Origin of the sequence: Enterobacter cloacae complex sp. SHL021 (assembly GCF_049237765.1) — a bacterium.
In the GTDB taxonomy this organism is placed as follows: Bacteria; Pseudomonadota; Gammaproteobacteria; order Enterobacterales; family Enterobacteriaceae; genus Enterobacter; species Enterobacter cloacae.
In genome coordinates this window covers 95,859-112,098 of sequence record NZ_JBMKJG010000008.1, presented here as the reverse complement: position 1 = coordinate 112,098, position 16,240 = coordinate 95,859, and the positions used below count along the sequence as shown (strand labels likewise).

At 55.9% G+C, this 16,240-nt stretch carries 13 protein-coding genes; 10 read left to right on the top strand and 3 right to left on the bottom strand.

Annotated features, from left to right (window positions below):
* Nucleotides 1-2 precede the first annotated feature (2 nt).
* Nucleotides 3-746 carry a DeoR/GlpR family DNA-binding transcription regulator gene (locus ACOTZF_RS10200; protein WP_020688693.1) on the top strand — a complete coding sequence of 248 codons (744 nt, stop codon included), beginning with the start codon at nt 3-5 and terminating at the stop codon, nt 744-746.
* A 13-nt stretch (nt 747-759) separates the two neighbouring features.
* Nucleotides 760-1,827, top strand: a complete 1,068-nt coding sequence (locus ACOTZF_RS10195) for an oxidoreductase (protein WP_058650331.1) — start codon at nt 760-762, stop codon at nt 1,825-1,827.
* A 68-nt stretch (nt 1,828-1,895) separates the two neighbouring features.
* On the opposite strand, the gene cybB is transcribed toward ACOTZF_RS10195, so the two are convergent.
* Entirely contained in the window at nt 1,896-2,426 is a 531-nt protein-coding gene (gene cybB / locus ACOTZF_RS10190; protein WP_013096695.1) for a cytochrome b561, read from the bottom strand.
* 189 nt (nt 2,427-2,615) lie between these two features.
* Between cybB and gap the strand changes: the two genes are divergently transcribed.
* The 3 genes from gap (at nt 2,616) to ACOTZF_RS10175 (ending at nt 5,452) form a co-directional block, all read left to right on the top strand.
* Nucleotides 2,616-3,617: a type I glyceraldehyde-3-phosphate dehydrogenase gene (gene gap / locus ACOTZF_RS10185; protein ID WP_013096696.1), complete on the top strand. Its 1,002-nt coding sequence runs from the start codon at nt 2,616-2,618 to the stop codon at nt 3,615-3,617.
* A 250-nt stretch (nt 3,618-3,867) separates the two neighbouring features.
* Nucleotides 3,868-4,530, top strand: coding sequence for a DUF1120 domain-containing protein (locus ACOTZF_RS10180; RefSeq protein ID WP_421636089.1), 663 nt, complete (start codon nt 3,868-3,870; stop codon nt 4,528-4,530).
* 259 nt (nt 4,531-4,789) lie between these two features.
* Nucleotides 4,790-5,452 (top strand): DUF1120 domain-containing protein, encoded by a 663-nt coding sequence (locus ACOTZF_RS10175; protein ID WP_095439430.1) that lies wholly within the window; start codon nt 4,790-4,792, stop codon nt 5,450-5,452.
* A gap of 67 nt (nt 5,453-5,519) precedes the next feature.
* Here the strand turns inward: ACOTZF_RS10175 and ACOTZF_RS10170 are convergent, their stop codons facing one another.
* Nucleotides 5,520-6,314, bottom strand: a complete 795-nt coding sequence (locus ACOTZF_RS10170; protein ID WP_129251651.1) for a YdcF family protein — start codon at nt 6,312-6,314, stop codon at nt 5,520-5,522.
* 221 nt (nt 6,315-6,535) lie between these two features.
* Here ACOTZF_RS10170 and ACOTZF_RS10165 point away from each other — a divergent pair, with 221 nt between their 5' ends.
* The 4 genes from ACOTZF_RS10165 (at nt 6,536) to ACOTZF_RS10150 (ending at nt 11,409) form a co-directional block, all read left to right on the top strand.
* A complete protein-coding gene (locus ACOTZF_RS10165; RefSeq protein WP_129251650.1) occupies nt 6,536-8,188 on the top strand; it encodes an MFS transporter in 1,653 nt (550 codons plus the stop codon).
* Between the two features lie 22 nt (nt 8,189-8,210).
* Nucleotides 8,211-9,293 (top strand): HlyD family secretion protein, encoded by a 1,083-nt coding sequence (locus ACOTZF_RS10160; protein ID WP_129251649.1) that lies wholly within the window; start codon nt 8,211-8,213, stop codon nt 9,291-9,293.
* Nucleotides 9,290-10,669 (top strand): efflux transporter outer membrane subunit, encoded by a 1,380-nt coding sequence (locus ACOTZF_RS10155; protein WP_129318086.1) that lies wholly within the window; start codon nt 9,290-9,292, stop codon nt 10,667-10,669. Before ACOTZF_RS10160 ends, ACOTZF_RS10155 begins: the two co-directional genes overlap by 4 nt.
* Nucleotides 10,670-10,749: 80 nt before the next feature.
* On the top strand, nt 10,750-11,409 hold the full coding sequence (locus ACOTZF_RS10150) for an O-methyltransferase (RefSeq protein ID WP_013096704.1): 660 nt from the start codon (nt 10,750-10,752) through the stop codon (nt 11,407-11,409).
* Between the two features lie 64 nt (nt 11,410-11,473).
* Here ACOTZF_RS10150 and hrpA read toward each other — a convergent pair whose 3' ends face one another.
* Complete coding sequence (hrpA, locus tag ACOTZF_RS10145; RefSeq protein ID WP_040023281.1) at nt 11,474-15,376, bottom strand: ATP-dependent RNA helicase HrpA; 3,903 nt, start codon at nt 15,374-15,376, stop codon at nt 11,474-11,476.
* Nucleotides 15,377-15,580: 204 nt separating this feature from the next.
* On the opposite strand from hrpA, the gene azoR reads away from it, so the two are divergent.
* Nucleotides 15,581-16,186 (top strand): FMN-dependent NADH-azoreductase, encoded by a 606-nt coding sequence (gene azoR, locus ACOTZF_RS10140; RefSeq protein ID WP_013096706.1) that lies wholly within the window; start codon nt 15,581-15,583, stop codon nt 16,184-16,186.
* Nucleotides 16,187-16,240: the final 54 nt, after the last annotated feature.

Below are 16,240 nucleotides of genomic sequence, written 5' to 3'. Positions count from 1 at the left end.
CCATGCACAAAACCGCGCGTCAAAAATATGTGCTCGACATCATCAGCGAGCAGGGACAGGCCAGCATCACTGAGCTGGCAGAAAAGCTGCAGGTCTCTGCAGATACCATTCGCCGCGATCTCACGGACCTCGAAAAACAAGGGCTGGCGCAGAAGAACCACGGAGGCGCTATCGCGCTCAATCTTTCGGCCATGAATCGCCAGGGCAGAAATACGCTCCTGCCGGCGACCAAGCAGCGGCTGGGAAAACAGGTGGCACAGCAAGTTCCGCCGGGCTCTACGCTGTTTCTGGATGCGGGCAGTACGGTCATGGCGGTGGCCTCTTTTCTTCAGGGGCCGCTGACGGTGATCACCACCTCGCTGGATATCGCCCACGCTTTTAGCGACCGGGAGGATATCGAGCTGATCCTGCTCGGCGGGAAATGGGATCAGAAGCAACGCCTGTTTGCTGGCGGTGCCACCCTCTCCCTGCTTTCACGGTATCGGGCGGATATCGCCATCCTTGGCGCCTGCGCCCTTCATTCATCACTCGGTCTGAGTGCCGGGACGGAAGCCGATGCAGAAGTCAAACGGGCGATGCTTGCCGCCAGCCAGACGCACTGGATCGTCGCAGACCATCTGAAAGTCAACCGCTGTGAGCCGTATCTGGTGTGCGGGTTAGACGAAATTCATCAACTGTTTTTAGATCGTCCCTGGCCTGAGCTTGGGGACCAGAGCACCGTGCCCGTCACGGTTTGCGCTCATTAACGTGGAGAAGGTCATGAGTAAAATGAAGACAATCAACATTGCGCTGATCGGGTATGGTTTTGTCGGTAAAACCTTCCATGCCCCGCTCATCCAGTCTGTGGACGGGCTTACGCTGGCGGTGGTTTCCTCCCGTGATGAGGAGAAAGTTAAGCGCGATCTGCCGGACGTGCAGGTGGTTACTACCCCGGAAGAGGCCATTACGCACCCTGATATTGACCTGGTGGTGATCGCCTCCCCTAACGCCACCCATGCTCCGCTGGCCACGCTGGCCCTGAACGCCGGAAAACACGTGGTGGTGGATAAACCCTTCACGCTCGATATGCAGGAAGCGCGCGATCTTATTGCCCTGGCGGAGGAAAAGCAGCTTCTTCTCTCCGTGTTCCACAACCGCCGCTGGGACAGTGATTTCCTGGGCATTAAGGACGTTATCACACAGGGCACCCTCGGGAAGGTGAAACTGTTTGAGTCGCACATTGACCGCTTCCGCCCGGAAGTGCGCGTGCGCTGGAGAGAACAGAACGTACCGGGAAGCGGACTGTGGTTTGACCTGGGGCCGCACCTGATCGACCAGACGCTACAGCTCTTTGGTCTGCCTCACTCGGTGCAAGGGAATATCGCGACGCTGCGCGACGGCGCAGAAGTGAACGACTGGGCGCATGTGGTCTTAAACTACCCTGATCATAAGGTTATTTTGCACGCCAGCATGCTGGTCGCCGGGGGTACCGCGCGCTTTACCGTCCATGGGGATAAGGGCAGCGTAGTGAAGGCCCGTATCGATCAGCAGGAAGCCCAGCTGCTGACCGGCATCGTTCCGGGAAGTGAAACCTGGGGTGAGGACAGCGACAGTATGGTGTTCTTTGGGGCTGACGGCGCGCCGCAGACCATTACCACGCCGAAAGGCGATCAGCGCCAGTATTACATTAATGTGCGCGATGCTCTGCTCGGGAAGATTGCCAATCCGGTTCATCCTGTCGAGGCATTAGCGGTGATGGCGGTACTGGAAGCGGCGGTGAAATCGTCAGAGACCGGGTCAACCCAGGGGCTGGCATTAACAGCTGAAGAGCGTGCTCTGCTGCAATAAAAAACGGGTTTTGTAGGCCGGGTAAGCGCAGCGCCACCCGGCGAGAAAGGCGGCAAAAGTGTTGAGGGCTATTGCCGCTTTTTCGGCATCATGCGCAGCAGCGTATTATCTTTCCAGAAATAGTGATGCATCAGCGCCGCCGCTGCGTGCAGGCCAATGACAAAATAGCCGAGGTTCGCCAGCGTCTCGTGCCACTCTTTTAGCCCATCAGCCAGATCAAAGTTGGATTCCGCCGCGTGCGGCATGGCGATGCCAAAGGCAAACCAGTCGTTTCCACGGTTATACATCATCACCAGGCCAATCAGCGGCAAAGCAATAAACAGCAGATAAATCACCAGATGCCCCAGATGCGAAAGGCCTGTGATCATCGCTTTCGGTTTCGGCTCAATCGGCGGCGCGCGGAACTTCAGGCGCACCAGCAGACGTGTCACCATCAAAACCAGGATAGCGATCCCGCATGAGACGTGGATCATATTGATCAGCGGTCGGTCGGTACGCGGAAAGAAGCCTCTGAACTCCATGGCGCAGTAGGCGACGATAACTAACAGAAACACCAGCCAGTGAATGCCGATTTGCAGGCCTGTATATTTAGTGCGCATGTGATTTTCCGATAAAAAACAGTTACCGCGCCAACATAACGACCTTTCCTTAAAAATTCATTAACTTTTCTGTATGGATTTTCAAATACTTCCCGGGGCATGAAGCATCTTCAATTGCTGCCCCGCCCCTCATGGTCTAAGCCTGGATAAGTTCAAACTGTCGCATCGACACGTTTACAGGAGAAAACCATGAGTAAAATTGGCATTAACGGATTTGGACGCATTGGACGCCTGGTACTTCGTCGCCTTCTTGAAACCCAGGACAGCAACACCGTCGTCGCCATTAACGACCTCACCTCTCCCAAAGTACTGGCCTATCTGCTCCGGCATGATTCTAACTACGGCGGCTTCCCATGGAGCGTGGATTTCACCGAAGACGCGCTGATTGTGGACGGTAAAACCATCGCGGTGTACGCCGAGAAAGAGGCCAGACATATCCCGTGGAAAGCCGCTGGGGTGGATATCGTCGTGGAATGCACCGGTTTTTATACGTCGGAAGAAAAATCCAGAGCGCATCTGGATGCTGGCGCCAAAAAGGTCCTGATCTCCGCGCCAGCAGGTGAGATGAAAACCATTGTGTTTAACGTTAACGACGACACCATTGACGCCAGTGATACCATTATCTCTGTCGCCTCCTGCACCACCAACTGCCTCGCCCCGCTGGCAAAAGCCCTGCACGATGCTTTTGAGATTAAAGTGGGCACCATGACCACCATTCACGCCTACACTGGTACTCAGGCGCTGGTGGATGGTCCGCGCGGGAAAGATCTGCGCGCCTCACGCGCGGCGGCGGAGAACATCATTCCCCACACCACGGGTGCTGCCAAAGCGATTGGCCTGGTGATCCCGGCACTCAGCGGCAAACTGAAAGGTCATGCCCAGCGCGTACCGGTGAAAACCGGCTCGGTAACGGAACTGGTCGCCATTCTGGGCAAAAAGGTCACCGTTGAAGAGGTGAATGCCGCACTGAAAAAAGCGACGCAGGGAAATAAATCCTTTGGCTATACCGATGAAGAGATTGTGTCGTCAGATGTCATTGGCTCGCACTTTGGCTCGGTGTTTGACGCCACGCAAACCGAAGTGACCGAGGCGGGCGAACTGCAACTGGTGAAAGCCGTCGCCTGGTATGACAACGAGTATGGCTTTGTGACGCAGCTGGTGCGCACGCTTGATAAATACGCCGCACTTTAATAACGCTGACGGGTGGTCATACCATCCGTCGCTCTCCCTTACCGCATGGCTTACTCTTCATCATCTGTTTTCCAGAATAAAATTATTCACGAAATTTTTGAATCACACGTTAATTATCATTAGAACTTCTAAAATGAAGTTTTAAATATGCTTGCTTTAATTTCATAAACACTCCCAATAATATAAATCACAAGACAGGCAAGCGGTCTGTCAAAACAAATACCCCCTATGAAATTGTTAAGGAACAACAATGAAAAAAGTTATTTTGGCTTCATTAATTGCACTGGCCAGCGCATCAGCTTTCGCAGAACCTACCGCTGTATTAAAAGTACACGGAGCGTTGACCAATGCGGCGTGTACGCCTTCTATCGGCAACGGCGGGGTCATTGATTACGGCTATATTCGCCTCGGAGAACTTTCTGCACTGGAAAATAATAATTTGGGACAAAAACAGGTGCCTGTCACCATTACCTGTTCTTCGCCAACCAAAGTGGGCTTTACCATTCTTGATAACCGTAGCGACAGCAACGCGCGGCTGCCGGTTGATATCGGTAAAAACTTAAACCAGTCGGTGAAATATTATACTTACGGCGTGGGTACCACGTCCGAAGGCGTAAATATTGGTGACTACGGCATGTGGATGACGGATGTCACGGCAGATGGCAAAGTCGTAGACCCGATTGTCAACAACCACGACTGGAATCCTGATATCTGGAAAAAAAGCGGTATTCCGCGTAGTGATGCGTTCCAGACCGTCGCCTTTGCTGATACAGGGACCACCGCACCGTTGGCTATCACCACAGCTAACTTTAACTTTGTTACTAATCTGACGATTCGTGACACTACTGCGCTGGCGATTACCGACGATACTCCTCTCGACGGTCAGGCGACGATGACCCTGGTATATCTCTAATCCTATAATTTGCTTATACCGGTTCAGCGTAACCCTGAACCGGTACTTTTCCCCGTTATATTCACACAACAAATAAAAAGCCTTCTTTTATTTGTCGCTTTCGCATATCTTTAGTTTTTCTACAAAATAAATTCAACTTTAATAAATATACCAAAAACTCAATACTCAATATTATTTCCGCCAGGTGAATGGGAACGCCATCGCTGCGTTCATTTATCATTCCCGCATGTCTTATATTCATGAAAAGGAAAAATCAAGGATGAAAAAAATCATTCTGGCTACAGCCATCGCGTTGAGCACCACATCAGCTTTTGCAGCCGGAACTGCTGTTATTAAGGTTAAAGGTACATTAACCAACGCAGCATGTACTGCTGAGCTGGGTAACGGCGGTGTTATCGATTACGGCTTTATTCGTCTCGGTGAGTTATCCGAAAACTCACATAATCAACTCGGTCAGAAACAGATACCTGTGACCATAAATTGCTCTGCGCCAACCAAAATAGGTTTCACTATCACCGATAATCGCAGCGACAGCAACGCACAACTTCCTGTTGATATTGGGAAGAATAAGAATATTACAAATAAATATTATACTTATGGCGTTGGTTTCACGAACGACGGGAAAAAGATCGGTAACTACGGCATGTGGATGACCGGTACCACCGCAGACGGTAAAACTGTAGACCCTATTGGGCATAACCACGACTGGCCTGCAACCAGCTGGAAATATTCCGGTATTCCACGCAGCGATACTTTCCAGACCATCGCCTTTGCTGAAACCGGCACCACCACCCCATTGGCTATCACCACGGCTAACTTTAACTTCGTGACCAACCTGGTGATTTGGGATACCTCCACCCTGGCCATTACCGACGATACCCCACTGGACGGCCAGAACACCATGACGCTGGTTTATCTGTAATTTTTCGCGCTTTATTCAATACCGGGTCAGCGGCTAACGCTGGCCCGGTATTTTTTTGCGTCCACATTCACAACAGGGATCGGCTTACCAGCGCATCGGTCAAAATGACATCGTTGCGTAAGATATTCCATGCCGCCGCAATCTCATCAGGTATCTCCACATGGGCAATAAAATCACGTCCTGCCGGACCGTAACCGTTAACATCGTCGCGAAGGCGCGGCAGTTCCCCCAGCACCAGCGACAAATAGCGTTCCACCGGCCAGAGCCCTTCACCGGAATCGCTGAACACCAGCCCATCGTCACCGTTTTGCAGCACGGGCGTAAAGCCCGCGTGGCTTACCCATTCCAGCGATACGGGTTCGTCCCGACATACACGGGCGAATGTTGCCATGGTGCGGCGCTGCATGGTTGGATCCTGCACCACCAGCACCCTTTCAGGGGCAAATTGATGGTGCTTCATTAATTCGCGGCTAAAGCGGGCGTTCTCCCCGCAGTTCGTCGATTGATCTTCCACCCACACCCGGTCGGCCGGGATCTGCCAGAATTGACGGGCGATATCCGCCAGGATAGCCGCCTCTGCCCGGCCCGTGGTGGGAATGGTGTGATAGCGCGGATGTTTCGCAATCGCGGCATAGAGAAAAGTGGTGGAGTGTCCGATGCCTCCGCTAATGATCATGGGCACCCCCTGCTCCGCCGCCAGACGGCAGGCAGCTTCGATGGTTGGAATGACGGCATTCCCCGCCAGAATCACCATATCCACAGACTGACCCGGTTGCAGGTCATCCTGCGCCAGCCACTGCCCAACCGTATTTACGGCACTGAGCGTGCTGCCGGGCAAACAGGGAAAAATTGTCGGTATCATCGTAACCTCCTTACAGCATTTGGATTAGCGTACCGCACTTATCGCGTCAAAACAGGCGTTGATTCCTAAAGTGCCAGAGATAAGGCCGCTCTTTTTCCTAAAACCTTCAGTTCAACATTTGATTAACATGCGTAAATCATATTCACTTGTATTATGTTTTACGGCAGACGTAGAATCGCCAGCCTGTTAATTCTCCCATTTTATCAAAGGTAAACGACGTTATGCGCCTGCCCGAACGCGACCCTTATGCTCCTCGCGAGTGGCAGCCACACGAGAAACCCGCCCTGCTGGGTTCACCCTCCACGCCGGAGCACAGTACGCCAAAGCGGATTGCCTATGGCGTTGTCGGTCTGCTGGTTTGCCTGACGGGCGCCCTGGGGAATGCGGTAGTCACCGCCAACCTGCAAAATTTGCAGGGCACCTTTGGCGCCTGGTCAACCGAGATCGCCTGGCTACCGGCGGTCTATGTAATGACCAATATCTCCATTAACCTGCTGCTGGTGAAATTCCGCCAGCAGTATGGTCTGCGCGCCTTCACCGAAGGTTTTCTGGTGCTGTATGTGCTGGTCACTTTTTTCCACCTGTTTGTCAACGATCTTAGCTCGGCGCTGATGGTGCGCGCCGCGCACGGGATGGTGGCCGCCGCGCTCAGCTCGCTGGGCATTTATTACCAGATCCAGGCCTGGCCGGCGAAACACCGCCTGAAGGCGTTGACCATTGGCATCACCGGCTCGTCACTGGCCATTCCGCTGGCGCGACTCTTTTCAACCGAGCTGTTGCAGCTTGATGAGTGGCGCGGGCTCTATTTCTTCGAGTTGGGGCTGGCCCTCATCTCGCTGGCGTGCGTGATTGCGCTGAAACTGCCGCCGGGCGATCGGCGTAAGGTCTTTGAGAAAAAAGACTTTATCACCTTCTTTTTACTGGCACCGGGGATGGCGCTGCTGTGCGCGGTGCTGTCGCTGGGCCGTCTGGACTGGTGGTTTGAAGCGCCGTGGATCGGCTGGTCGCTGGCGCTCTCACTGGTGCTGATTGTTTCCGCCATCGTGTTTGAACATAACCGCAGTAACCCGCTGCTGAACACCCGCTGGCTGTCGAGCGGCAGTATTGTGCGCCTTGGGTTGATTATGCTGCTGATCCGCATCGTGCTGGCCGAGCAAAACACCGGCGTCATCGGCTGGCTGCAGTACGTGGGGTTACAGAACGAGCAGATGACGCACCTGGCGTGGTCCATATTTGCCGGGATCGTCTGCGGGATCGTCACCAGCTGTCTGACCATTAAGCCGACCAAACTGGCATGGCCGATTATCACCTCCCTGGTGCTGATGATTGTCGCCTCGCTGCTGGACAGCCAGTCCAACAACCTGACGCGCCCGGATCAACTGATGCTCAGCCAGTTCCTGCTGGGCTTTGGCAGTGCCTTCTTCCTCTCCCCCGCGATGCTGGCCGCCATTGGCGGCGTCATCGCCGACCCGCGTAATCTGGTGAGCTTCTCGGTAATGTTCGGCATGAGCCAGAACCTCGGCGGCCTGCTGGGCTCGGCTATTCTCGGTACCTTCCAGACCTGGCGCGAAAAGTATCACTCCAGCCTGCTGGCGGACCAGCTCACCACGCTCAATCCGCTGGTTAACGAGCGGATTCAGCTTTATACCCAGATGTACAAAAGCCTGATTGGCGACAGCGCCCTGTTGGGCACGCAGGCGATCACCCAGTTGCAGACGGTGACCGCGCTTGAGGCAAACATTCTGGCTTACAACGACACCTATTTACTGACCGCGAGTATTGCCGCGGCCACGCTGGTCTGGATTTTATGGCGCTTGCTGCGCCTGCGCATCACTGCCCGTATGGCGCTTAAGAACGCCACCGGCAACAAATAATTGAAATATTTCTGGAGAGTTTATGAGTCAGCAGGATGCCGCCAAAGAGCAGGCCAACACCCGCAAAAATGTGCGCATTGTTTCCGTTTTCACCGCCGCTGCCATCGGTATTGTCGGCGTGCTGGTGATCCTTTACGCGTGGCAGCTCCCGCCGTTCACCCGCCACGCGCAGTTTACCGATAACGCTTACGTGCGCGGCCAGACCACGTTCATCAGCCCGCAGGTAAATGGCTACATCACCGAAGTGAAGGTACAGGATTTCGCGCAGGTTAAAAAAGGCGAGCTTCTGCTGCAGATCGATGACCGTATCTATCGCCAGCGGGTACATCAGGCCGAGGCGCAGCTGGCGATGAAAATTGCCGCCCTGAATAACAACCTCCAGCAGCGTAAAAGCGCGGAAGCCGTCATCGCAAAAAATGACGCCGCGCTGAAAAATGCCCGCGCCCAGAGTCTGAAAACCCAGGCGGATTTAAAGCGGGTGAAAGACCTGACGGCTGACGGATCGCTCTCCATCCGCGAACGCGACGCGGCGCTGGCCAGCGCGGCCCAGGGCAGCGCCGATATTGAGCAGGCCAAAGCGACGCTTGAGATGTCGCGCCAGGATCTGCAGACGGTGATTGTGAATCGCGGTGCGCTGGAGGCGGATGTGGAAAACGCCAAAGCGGCGCTGGAGCTGGCGCAAATCGACCTGCAAAACACCCGCATTGTGGCGCCGCGTGACGGCCAGCTGGGGCAGATCGCGGTGCGTCTGGGCGCGTATGTGACGGCCGGGACGCATCTCACCACCCTGGTGCCGCCGCAGCACTGGGTGATCGCCAATATTAAAGAGACCCAGCTCGCGGAGCTGCGCGTGGGCCAGCCGGTGAAATTTACCGTCGATGCGCTCAATAACAAAGCCTATCAGGGCCGCGTGGAGAGCATCTCCCCGGCGACCGGCGTCGAATTCAGCGCCATCACGCCGGATAACGCCACCGGGAACTTTGTCAAAATCGCCCAGCGTATTCCGGTGCGTATCGAAGTGCTGGATAAACCTGAAGAGTCAGCACTGCTACGTCCTGGCATGTCGGTACAGGTGACCATTGATACGCGGGAGGCGAAGCAATGACCCTTCGCCCGCTAGCCAGCCTGCTGGTTGCCGTTCTGCTTGCCGGATGCCAGTCGGTGGATGTAAAACCTGCCCAACCGTCACTGCATATTCCTGCCCAGTGGCGGGCGGCATCCGGCCCTGCCAGCGCGCCAGAACAACTCTGGTGGCGAAATTTTCACGACAACAATCTCAACCGCTACGTGGATCAGGCGCTGAAAAATAACAGCGACGTGCTGATCGCCCGCGAACGGATCAATGAGTATCAGGCAAGAGTCTATGCCGCTGACGGCAGCCTGTTTCCGTCGCTGGATGCGGGCGTAACCGGCACCCGCGCCCGGACGCAATCGGCCGCCACGGGGTTACCGGTATACAGTACTCTGTACAAAGGCAGCCTCACCGCCAGCTATGATGTGGATATCTGGGGCGTCAACCGCAGCACGGCCAATGCCGCGCAGGCCTCGCTGGAGGCGCAAAAAGCCGCCGCCGCTGCCGCAGATTTAACTGTCGCCTCGTCGGTGGCCTCCGGGTATGTCACCCTGCTCTCGCTTGACGAACAGCTTCGCGTCACCGAGTCCACGCTGAAATCACGCGAAGAGGCATTTAATCTTGCTAAACGGCAGTTTGAAACGGGCTACAGTTCGCGCCTGGAGCTGATGCAGTCTGACTCTGAGCTGCGGGCCACCCGGGCGCAGGTGCCGCTGCTGCAGCATCAGATCGCGCAGCAAGAGAATGCCCTGAGTCTGCTGCTGGGCAGTAACCCGGGCGAGGTGGCGCGCAGTGAAAGCTTCAGCACGCTTACACCGCTCAGGCTGCCTTCACAGTTGCCGTCATCGTTGCTTAACCGACGACCTGACATCGTTCAGGCGGAGCGTCAGCTTATTGCGGCCGATGCCAGCCTTGCCGCCTCGCGCGCCAGCCTGTTGCCGTCGATCAACCTGACGGCGACCGGATCGATTCAGGATCGCACCCTTTCCGGCCTGCTGGACAACCCGTTACAGCTCTGGAGCGCAGGCGGCAGTATTCTCTCCCCGCTGCTGAACCGCCAGGCGCTGAATGCGCAGGTGGATATCTCCCAGTCGCAGCGTAATCAGGCGCTGTACGCCTATGAGAAAACCGTGCGCAATGCGTTTGCCGAAGTGAACAACAGCCTTGACGCCATTACGCGTTATCAGGAACAACTTAGCGAACTGCTGGCCCAGCAGGAGGTGGCCCACGAGACGCTGCGCATTGCGCAGAACCGCTATCGCACCGGCTATTCATCTTATCTGGATGTGCTCGACGCACAGCGTACACTTTACTCGGTGCAAACCAACGTGGTGCAGGTGAAAAATAACCTGCTGCTGGCGCAGATTGATTTGTATAAAGCGCTGGGCGGCGGTTGGGTCAATGTCTGAAGGCGCTTAACGGGCCTGGCGTCACACAGGCCGGGTAAGGCGCAGCCGCCACCCGGCGATTCCCCCTCAGGAGACAATTTATGCAACAACAGTGGTCTGCAGTTGATAATTTCATGATTTCGTCGCTTATTCCTGAAGATGAGGTACTGAGCAAGGTACTGGAAAACAACCAGCGCGCCGGACTCCCCGAACACGATGTTGCGGCCAATCAGGGGCAACTGCTGGCACTGTTCGTGCGCATGACGCAGGCGCGGCGCGTTCTGGAGATCGGAACGCTGGGTGCTTACAGTTCAATCTGGATGGCGCGCGCCCTGCCGCCGGACGGAAAGCTGATTACGCTTGAGGCCGATTCCACGCATGCCCGCGTGGCGCGGCAGAATATTCAGCTTGCCGGTCTCAACCAACGCATTGAACTCATCGAAGGCCCGGCGCTGACTTCTCTGGAAAATTTTGGCGACGTTCCGCCGTTCGACCTGATCTTTATTGATGCTGATAAGCCAAACAATCCCGGCTACCTCGAATGGGCGCTGCACTACTCCCGCCCCGGCACGGTGATTATCGGCGATAACGTGGTGCGCGATGGCGAAGTGATTAACGGCCAAAGCGACGACGCGCGCGTGCAGGGTGTTCGCCGGTTTATCGAGATGATGGGGGACAATCCGCGCTTAACCACCACCGCGCTGCAAACGGTCGGGGTTAAGGGGTGGGATGGGTTTACGCTGGCAATTGTGAACGGGTGAAAATTGTGCGGCCTGATGCCCTCACCCCGGCCCTCTCCCACCGGGAGAGGGAGAAAACAGGGTGTTAAGCCGAAATCTGCTCCATCGCCTGCAAAATACGTTTATCCGAAATCGGATACGGCGTACCGAGCTGCTGGGCAAAGAAGCTGACGCGTAACTCTTCGATCATCCAGCGGATCGCCTGAACGTCTTCATCGTCACGACGTGCCGGTGGCAGTTTGTTCAACCACTGCTGCCACGCCTGCTGCACGTTTTCCACTTTCAGCATCTGGGCACGGTCACGATGCGGATCGATGGCCATTTTCTCCAGCCGTTTTTCAATCGCCTGCAGGTAACGCAGCGTGTCGCCGAGACGGTTGAAGCCATTGCCGGTGACAAAGCCCCGGTACACCAGGCCCGCCATCTGCGCTTTGACATCCGACAGCCCCAGCGCCATGGTCATATCCACGCGCCCTTTCAGGCGTTTGTTGATATTGAACACGGTGGTGAGGATCTGCTCGACCTGTTTGGCAATATCCACCACGGTGTCGTTCAGCTCCGCGCGTACCTTTTCATGAAGCTGAGCAAAGCCCTCTTCTGACCAGACCGGACCGCCCGCCTCGTGGATCAGCTTGTCCACGCCGCAGGAGATGCAGTCGTCGATCAGATCCAGCACTTTGCCGTACGGGTTAAAGTACAGCCCCAGCTTGGCTTTGTTCGGCAGCTTCTCGTGCAGATACTTGATCGGCGACGGGATGTTGAGCAGCAACAGGCGGCGCAGCCCGCGCCACATCATCTGCTGCTGTTCCTGCGGGTTATCAAACAGCTTGATCGCCACGCTGTCGCGCTCATCCACCAGTGCAGGCCAGGCCTTCACTTTGTAGTTGCCGCGTTTTTGCTCGTAGCTTTCGGGGAGCTGACCAAAGCTCCAGATGTGCAGCCCGCTCTGCTCAATCCCATCATCCGCCACCGCGGACAAGGTCTCCTGCACTTTGCCTTTCAGCGCCTCTTTCAGCGCGGTGAGCGAACGGCCTTCCTGCAGCTTCTTGTTTTTATCGTCCACCACGCGGAAGGTGATTTTCAGGTGATCGGGCACCTGATCCCAGTTCCAGTCTTCGCGGTCAATGGTGGTACCGGTCATGCGGCGGAACTCACGCTCCAGCGCATCCAGCAGCGGCATCTCCAGCGGCGTGACGCGGCCTAAAAACGCTTCGGCGTAGTTAGGGGCCGGAACAAAGTTACGCCGCACCGGTTTCGGCAGCGATTTGATCAGCGCAATCACCAGTTCGCGGCGCAGGCCGGGAATTTGCCACTCAAATCCACTCTCATCTACCTGGTTTAGCAGTGGCAGCGGGATATGAACGGTGACACCATCCGCGTCCGTTCCCGGCTCAAACTGATAGGTCAGCCGCAGCTTAAGGTTGCCCTGATGCCAGAAGTTCGGGTAGTCGAGCTTACTGACCGACTCCGCCCCTTCTTTAATCAGCATGCTCTTTTCAAAGTTGAGCAGATCCGGCGTCTCTTTGCTGGCCTTCTTCCACCAGCTGTCAAAGTGGCGGGCGGAAATGACATCGTGGCTGATGCGCTGGTCGTAAAATTCGAACAGCGTCTCGTCATCCACCAGAATGTCGCGACGACGGGATTTGTGCTCCAGCTCTTCCACTTCGGCACGCAGCTTGAGGTTTTCACGGAAGAAGGCGTGACGCGTCTGCCAGTCGCCCTCCACCAGCGCGTGGCGGATAAACAGCTCGCGGCACAGCGCCGGGTCAATCTGGCTGTAGTTGACCTTACGCGCGGCCACCACCGGCAGACCGTAGACGGTCACTTTTTCGGTTGCCATCACCGCCCCCTGCGCGCGCTCCCAGTGCGGTTCACTGTATGAGCGTTTCAGCAGGTGTTGCGCCACCGGCTCCACCCATTCCGGATCGATACGCGCGGCAATACGCCCCCACAGACGGCTGGTTTCCACCAGTTCAGCAACCATGGTCCACTTGGGTGGTTTCTTGAACAACCCGGAGCCGGGGAAGATGGAGAAACGGGCGTTGCGCGCACCGGTATACTCCTGCTTTTCGGCATCCTTCATGCCGATATGGGACAGCAGTCCGGTCAGCAATGCGATGTGAATTTCGCGGTACTCCGCCGGTTCACTGTTCACCGGAATACCCAGCTCTTTCACCACCTGGCGCAGTTGGGTGTAAATATCCTGCCACTCGCGCACGCGCAGGTAGTTGAGGAAATCCACGCGGCACTGACGGCGGAACTGGTTAGATGACAGCGCTTTCTGCTGCTCGCCGAGGTAGTTCCACAGGTTCACGAAGGCAAGGAAATCCGACTCTTTGTCGTGGAAGCGACGGTGTTTTTCATCCGACGCCTGCTGTTTGTCCATTGGCCGTTCACGCGGATCCTGAATGGAGAGCGCCGAGGTGATGATCATCGCCTCGCGCACACAGCCGTGTTTTTGCGCTTCCAGCACCATGCGCGCCAGACGCGGGTCCACCGGCAACTGGCTGAGCTGCCGTCCCAGCGGCGTCAGTTTATACGCGGTGGCCTGCTCGTCAGTGGTGATCGCCCCCAGCTCTTCCAGCAGGCGTACGCCGTCCTGAATATTGCGTTTGTCCGGCGCTTCGACAAACGGGAAAGCGGCGATATCGCCCAGCCCCAGCGCGGTCATCTGCAGGATGACGGAAGCGAGGTTGGTGCGCAGGATCTCCGGGTCGGTAAACTCCGGGCGGGAGAGGAAATCGTCTTCTGAATAGAGACGAATACAGATCCCCTCCGACACACGTCCACAGCGCCCTTTACGCTGGTTGGCCGACGCCTGTGAAACCGGCTCAATCGGCAGACGCTGTACCTTGGTGCGGTAGCTGTAGCGGCTGATACGCGCCGTACCCGGATCAATCACATACTTGATGCCCGGCACGGTCAGCGAGGTTTCCGCCACGTTGGTTGCCAGCACGATGCGGCGCCCGCTGTGTGGCTGGAACACGCGGTTCTGTTCGCTGTTGGAGAGACGAGCGTAAAGCGGCAAAATTTCCGTGTGGCGCAGATCGCGCTTGCTGAGCGCATCGGCGGTATCGCGGATCTCACGCTCGCCGCTCATAAAGATCAGAATGTCGCCCGCGCTCTCATTGCCCAGTTCGTCAACGGCGTCGAAAATTGCCTGCAACTGGTCGCGCTCGGTATCCTCCGCCTCCTCCACGATCGGGCGATAGCGCACTTCTACCGGATAGGTACGACCGGAAACTTCAATAATCGGTGCGTTATTGAAATGTTTTGAGAAACGCTCCGGGTCGATGGTCGCGGAGGTGATAATAATTTTCAGATCCGGGCGACGCGGCAGTAGCTCTTTCAGGTAGCCGAGCAGGAAGTCGATGTTCAGACTGCGCTCGTGCGCCTCATCAATAATGATAGTGTCGTACTGCATCAGCAGACGATCCTGCTGAATTTCCGCCAGCAGGATACCGTCGGTCATCAGCTTGACCATGGTGTTATCGCTCACATGGTCGCTGAAACGCACCTTATAACCGATGCAGCCGCCCGGCTCCGTTTGCAGCTCCTCGGCAATACGGTTCGCCACGGTACGCGCCGCCAGACGACGCGGCTGGGTATGACCAATCAGGCCCTTCACCCCGCGGCCGAGCTCCATACAGATTTTCGGCAACTGTGTGGTTTTCCCCGAGCCGGTCTCCCCCGCCACGATCACCACCTGGTGGTCGCGCACGGCGTTGAGGATCTCCTGCTTCTTCTGACTGACGGGCAGATTTTCCGGATAGGTAATTGCCGGACGAGCCGCTTCGCGCAGCACAACTTTCCCTGCCGCCTGTTCAATCTCTTTCGCCATCTCCTGGAAAATGGCCTGTTGTGCATCAGGATTTTTAACCTTCTTCACCCCGTGCAAGCGGCGAGCAAAGCGCTGTTTATCGCGCAACATCAGTGAATCAAGCTGTTGCAGGAGCATCGGGAAGGTCAATTTTTGTTGTTCTGTCATAGCATTAACGGGCAGTGCACTGCCGGATAAAATCTCTTTGTAATGATTGCTATAGAGTACCACATCAGCGCTTTCCACGCCTTATTCAAAAAATTCGAACATAGGCTTCGATATATTGCGCTATCTCTGTGGCAGGATTGTGAATAAAGTGTCAACAAGCAACGGGGCAACCCCCTTCAATCAAATGCAAAACAGGAATCACCCATGAGCAAAGTATTAGTTTTGAAATCCAGTATTCTGGCAGGGTACTCTCAGTCTGGTCAGCTGTCTGATTACTTCGTTGAACAGTGGCGTGAACACCATTCCGCAGACCAAATCACCGTGCGTGACCTGGCTGCAAACCCAATTCCTGTGCTGGATGGCGAGCTGGTTGGCGCGCTGCGTCCAAGCGATGCACCGCTGAGCCCACGCCAGCAGGAAGCCCTGGCGCTCTCTGATGAGCTGATTGCTGAACTGCAGGCGCACGACGTTATCGTGATCAACGCCCCAATGTACAACTTCAACATCCCAACCCAGCTGAAGAACTACTTCGACCTGGTGGCTCGCGCTGGTGTTACCTTCCGTTACACCGAAAATGGCCCGGAAGGTCTGGTGAAAGGCAAGCGTGCCATCGTGCTGACCAGCCGTGGCGGTATTCATAAAGATACCCCAACCGACCTGGTTGCGCCGTACATGAGCCTGTTCCTGGGCTTCATCGGGATCACCGACGTGAACTTCGTGTTTGCAGAAGGTATCGCTTACGGTCCTGAAGTGGCGACCAAAGCACAGACCGACGCGAAAGCCGCGATCGACAGCCTGGTGGCTGCCTAAGATTTCCCCCTCTCACCGCCCGGTGAGAGGATTTTTCTTTTCTCCCGCATTTCG

Excerpts from the sequence above, each read along its gene's own strand:
- ACOTZF_RS10200 (WP_020688693.1), top strand. The coding sequence starts at position 3 with ATGCACAAAACCGCGCGTCAAAAATATGTGCTCGACATCATCAGCGAG.
- ACOTZF_RS10170 (WP_129251651.1), bottom strand. The coding sequence starts at position 6,314 with ATGATACCGACAATTTTTCCCTGTTTGCCCGGCAGCACGCTCAGTGCC.
- gap (WP_013096696.1), top strand. The coding sequence starts at position 2,616 with ATGAGTAAAATTGGCATTAACGGATTTGGACGCATTGGACGCCTGGTA.
- ACOTZF_RS10165 (WP_129251650.1), top strand. The coding sequence starts at position 6,536 with ATGCGCCTGCCCGAACGCGACCCTTATGCTCCTCGCGAGTGGCAGCCA.
- ACOTZF_RS10150 (WP_013096704.1), top strand. The coding sequence starts at position 10,750 with ATGCAACAACAGTGGTCTGCAGTTGATAATTTCATGATTTCGTCGCTT.
- ACOTZF_RS10160 (WP_129251649.1), top strand. The coding sequence starts at position 8,211 with ATGAGTCAGCAGGATGCCGCCAAAGAGCAGGCCAACACCCGCAAAAAT.
- ACOTZF_RS10180 (WP_421636089.1), top strand. The coding sequence starts at position 3,868 with ATGAAAAAAGTTATTTTGGCTTCATTAATTGCACTGGCCAGCGCATCA.
- ACOTZF_RS10195 (WP_058650331.1), top strand. The coding sequence starts at position 760 with ATGAGTAAAATGAAGACAATCAACATTGCGCTGATCGGGTATGGTTTT.
- ACOTZF_RS10175 (WP_095439430.1), top strand. The coding sequence starts at position 4,790 with ATGAAAAAAATCATTCTGGCTACAGCCATCGCGTTGAGCACCACATCA.
- azoR (WP_013096706.1), top strand. The coding sequence starts at position 15,581 with ATGAGCAAAGTATTAGTTTTGAAATCCAGTATTCTGGCAGGGTACTCT.
- cybB (WP_013096695.1), bottom strand. The coding sequence starts at position 2,426 with ATGCGCACTAAATATACAGGCCTGCAAATCGGCATTCACTGGCTGGTG.
- ACOTZF_RS10155 (WP_129318086.1), top strand. The coding sequence starts at position 9,290 with ATGACCCTTCGCCCGCTAGCCAGCCTGCTGGTTGCCGTTCTGCTTGCC.
- hrpA (WP_040023281.1), bottom strand. The coding sequence starts at position 15,376 with ATGACAGAACAACAAAAATTGACCTTCCCGATGCTCCTGCAACAGCTT.